This is a genomic window from Thermobifida cellulosilytica TB100 (assembly GCF_001517975.1).
Lineage (GTDB): Bacteria > Actinomycetota > Actinomycetes > Streptosporangiales > Streptosporangiaceae > Thermobifida > Thermobifida cellulosilytica.
On the sequence record NZ_KQ950186.1, the window covers coordinates 75,108 to 79,104 of the forward strand.

2 protein-coding genes are annotated in these 3,997 nt (G+C 75.0%); both read right to left on the bottom strand.

Features of this window, described 5'->3' with window-relative positions:
- Positions 1 to 41: 41 nt before the first annotated feature.
- Positions 42 to 2,891, bottom strand: a complete 2,850-nt coding sequence (locus tag AC529_RS17090; protein ID WP_198156469.1) for a DEAD/DEAH box helicase family protein — start codon at positions 2,889 to 2,891, stop codon at positions 42 to 44.
- A 117-nt stretch (positions 2,892 to 3,008) separates the two neighbouring features.
- Entirely contained in the window at positions 3,009 to 3,671 is a 663-nt protein-coding gene (locus AC529_RS17095; RefSeq protein WP_068758379.1) for a TrmH family RNA methyltransferase, read from the bottom strand.
- Between the last annotated feature and the right edge of the window lie 326 nt (positions 3,672 to 3,997).

A 3,997-nucleotide genomic window follows, 5' to 3' on the forward strand; every position in this document is an offset into this window, starting at 1 on the left:
GTACGGGGCACGGCGACGCCGCGGGCGGCCGCGGCGTCCGCTCACAGCCAGGTCAGGCGGGACTCCGTCTCCGACGGGTAGGGGTCGGTGGCGTAGTGCGTGTACAGCAGGCGCGACCCCGCCGGGCTGGCGGTGTAGACCGGCTCCCCGGCGGAGATCCACCGGTTCCACGCCCGCGCGAACGCCTCCACACCCCGCCGGTTGCGGCCCAGCAGGCTCGGCACGGCGTGGAAGAGCACGGCGTTCTCCGGAGCCCGGCCCAGCAGCCAGTCCTCCCCCATCCGCCGGGCCTGGGCCGCGTCGGCCGGGCGCTCCATCCGGTACCGGTTGATGATGTAGCGGGGGCTGCCCACCAGCGGGGAGATCGTCTCGTCCAGGGCGGTGCTGAACGCCTCGGCCTCCGCGGGGCCGGCCCCCGTGAAGGTGAGCCGGAAGGTGCCGTCGGTGTCGATGTCCAGCCGCAGCCCCTCCGCGCCCACCGGGGAGTGCCCGGCCTCGTGCATCGCGTCGGCAACCGCGTAGCCGAAGCGGAGGATGTCGGGGTCGCCCGCCGCGATCTCCAGCAACTGGGCGGCGCGCTGCACGCGCGGCCCGCGCGACAGCAGCCGGTGGGCGCAGATCACACCGGAGACGCACACCGCCGCCGCCCCGCCGGTCAGCGGGGACAGTCCCAGCGCGAGGGCCACCAGCAGCACCGCCGCCGCGGTCAGCGGCACCGACAGCAGCGTCTTCCACAGCGGGGGCAGGTACAGTCGCTCGGCGGTGTCCACCCCGAACCGGGCGGGCACCGCAGCCGGAGGGCGGGGGCGCACCCCCGCCGCCCGGGGAGCCAGCGCCCCCCGGTGGCGCTGCGGGCGCACCCGGACCGTGGCCAGCAGCTCGTCGGCGTAGGGGGAGCCGATCCGCCAGCGCTCCCGGGTGTCCCCGCGGTCCTCGGCGCGCAGCAGCATCCGGGCGTTGATCGCGGCGAACTCCGCCGTCGGCGGCGGCTCGTAGGGGGAGAGCGCCGGGTCGACGTGCGCGACCCCGCTCATCACCTCCCCGTCGGCGGCCACCCCGAGGTAGCCCTCGTGCTTGCGGACGAACCGCTCCCAGTCGGCACTGCCCCGCGGATGGGCGTCGCTGACGCAGACCACCGTCCAGGTGTGCGCGGTCTTGTCCGGCCAGGTCGGGTCGAGCCGCAGCGCACGGCCGCGCCCCTGCACCACGGCCGTGGGGGTGGTGGCGGTGGTCAGGTCCACGATGGTGTTGACCCGCTGCGAGTCCCAGCCCTCGCCGAGCAGGCCGCGGGTGCCCACCAGGACGCGGCAGCCGCCGTTCTCGAAGTACTCGGTGACCAGGCGGACCCAGGTGCGGGAGGTCCAGCGGCCCTCGACGCGCATCAGCGACCCCGAGGAGCCCACCTCCACCAGCGTCAGCTCCAGCGAGGGGCGGCGCCGCGCCGCGAAGGCCATGAAGTCCTCGGCGGTCTCCGGGGCCGCCGCGACGGTGCGGCCGGTCACCAGCATCGGGCACAGGGCGCGGGTGCGCTCGTCGGCCACCAGCAGCTCCAGTTGCAGCCACGCCGAGCCCGCCTGGTCGCCCAGGACCTCGCGCAGCCGCGCCGAGGGGCGGGCGCTGGCCCGCTCGTGGTCGCACAGCACCAGCGCGCGCAGCCGCGGCCCCAGGAAGTCGGACTCGGCGGCGACGATCTCCACCGTGCTCTGCGACTTCGCGGCGCTGCGGGCCAGCACCCGGTCCACCGGGGAGCGGCCGCCGCGGATGCCGTAGCGGGTCAGCGTGTAGCCGATCGCGGGCAGCGCGGTGCGGATGCGCTCCAGCGCCTCGACGTCGCGGGGGTCGGGGTCGCCCTCGACGCCCCCCTGCACCCCGGGGCGCAGGCAGTTGAGCACGTAGTCGCCGAGCAGCGCCATCCAGTCGTCGGCGGTCGGGGCGCCGCGGTGCCGCTCCAGCACGCGCGCGTCCGAGGGCAGCGCGCACAGCCCGGCGTGGTGCAGGCGCAGCACCGCGTCGGTGAGCTCGGGCTCCTGGGCGGCCAGTTGCGCCCAGCCCAGCCGCTGCCCGCCCTCCACGACCCGCTCGTCGAACCGGCGGCGCAGCCAGGTCAGGAAGTCGACCCGGGCGAAGCCGGGGGACAGCAGGTCGGTGCAGAGCTCGGTGAAGCGCAGCCCCTGCTCGGCGATGTAGTCCTGTTCCTCGGGCGTGGGCTCGGTGATCCAGACGAGCTCCGCGAAGGGGGCCAGGTAGCCGTCGCGGACCAGGGCCGGGATGGAGGCTCCGCGGATCGGGGCGCCGAACAGGGTGTCGACGAGCGCGGCCTCGGCGGCGGTCAGGGACTCGGCCGGGGTCCCGGTCAGCCCGAGCACGTGGGCCTCGGGCAGCTCCCGCAGCACCTCCGCCAGCAGCCGCCCCCACATCTGCAACAGGTGGTGGCCCTCGTCCAGGACGACCGTGATCGGTCCCGCCGCGCGCAGCGCCTCCACCAGGGCGCTGCCGTTGCCGTGCAGCCGTCCCAGCAGGGACAGCTCGTTGCCCTCCTCGTCGGTCTCGGCGTCGGGGTCGAACACCGCGAGCGACTGGTAGGTGAGGACGGTGACGTCGTGCTCCAGGGAGCGCTGGGTGCCCGCGGTGCAGCCCTCCGGACGCTCGAACTCCCGCCACTGGCTGATCCACTGGCTCTGGATCGCGGTGTTGGGGGTGAACACGACGGTGCGGCGGCCGATCCGCCGCGCGGCCTCCAGCCCGATCAGGGTCTTGCCCGCCCCGGGGGGCAGCACCACCCAGGCGCGCCGGTCTCCCGACGCCCAGCGCGCCTCCAGCGCCTCCAGCGCCTGGCGCTGGTAGGGCCGCAGTTCACCTGGCCAGTGGGCCGATTCGACTCTGTTCATCATGGCGTGCGCGGTGTGGCGACCCAGGCCGTCAAGCCGGGGAGGGAACGCGGCCTCCTTCCTTCTGCCGGGGTGCGGCGGACGGCGCCGCTGGGCCGCCGCCACCGGTCGGGCTGGACGTCAAACGGTTTGGCCGAACACGTGGGCGCGGATCCAGGCGTGCATGGCCACCGCGGCGGCGGCACCCGCGTTGATGGACCGGGTGGAGCCGAACTGGGCGATGGACAGCACCGCGGTGCAGACCTTGCGGACCTCCTCGGACAGGCCGGGCCCCTCCTGGCCGAACACCAGGACACAGGAGCGGGGCAGGGAATAGGTCTCCAACGGGACCGAGCCGGGCAGGTTGTCGATCCCGATCAGGGGAAGGTCGTGGGCCTCGGCCCACTCCACCAGGGACGCGGTGTCGGGGTGGTGGTGGATGTGCTGGTAGCGGTCGGTCACCATGGCGCCGCGCCGGTTCCAGCGGCGGCGGCCCACGATGTGCACGGCCCGGGCGGCGAAGGCGTTGGCGGTGCGCACCACCGAGCCGATGTTGAAGTCGTGCTCCCAGTTCTCTATGGCCACGTGGAAGGGATGGCGCCTGCGGTCCAGGTCGGCGACGATCGCCTCCCGGCGCCAGTAGCGGTAGCGGTCCACCACGTTGCGGCGGTCGCCGCCCGCGAGCAGTTCGGGGTCGTAGTGGTCGCCTTCGGGCCAGGGGCCTTCCCAGGGTCCCACTCCCACCTCGGGGCGCTGGTCGGGAGCGGGGCCGGTGGGCTGGGAGGGGACGACCTGTTCACTCACGCGGTTCAGCTTAGGCGGCACGGGGGCGGTCACGCCATCGAGGGCGGGGTCTGCTGTCCTGGGCGGGGAAGGGGAGGGCCCGCGTCCGGGAGGCGGCGGGGCCGGGGGGTGCACGGGTGCTCTGCCGGTCGGGAGGCCGGCCCCGAGGTCCCGCAGCTCCGGCCGGTGGCGGAAAAGGTGTCCATGCGGTCTCCCAGGTTTCGGAGGTTTGATCCAGAGTTGCACAGAATCACCGTCCGGCTCCAGGCCGGTTTCGGCCAGCGCCGCCCGGGGAGCGGGCGGGGAACCGCCGGGCGGCCCCGCGCGTCCCCGCGGCGGTGCGGGGC

Coding starts and splice junctions, on each gene's coding strand:
- AC529_RS17090 (WP_198156469.1), bottom strand. CDS start 2,891: ATGATGAACAGAGTCGAATCGGCCCACTGGCCAGGTGAACTGCGGCCC.